A 277-nucleotide genomic window follows, 5' to 3' on the forward strand; every position below is an offset into this window, starting at 1 on the left:
GCGTTGTTCATCCAGGCCCAGCTCACGCATCACGCGCTTGACCAGGCGCTGCTGGTCGTCGCTGTCGAGAATCTGGAAATTCTGGTTCAGCCCCGCTTCCTGCCAATGCGCCCGCAACAGGCGATGGGCCAGGCCGTGGAACGTGCCCACCCACATGCCGGCCGGGTTGAGCCCGAGCAGTTGCTGAATGCGGTGACGCATTTCGGCGGCGGCTTTGTTGGTGAACGTCACCGACAGAATCGAGTGCGGCGAGGCGCCTTCAACCTGGATCAACCAG

The 277-nt window shown here is 63.2% G+C and carries 1 protein-coding gene; it reads right to left on the reverse strand.

The features are described from left to right. The coding region (locus AC0IW9_RS30750) for a UvrD-helicase domain-containing protein (protein WP_471652099.1) at positions 1–277 on the reverse strand (277 nt) is incomplete at both ends.

The organism is Belnapia sp. AC561, assembly GCF_979252845.1.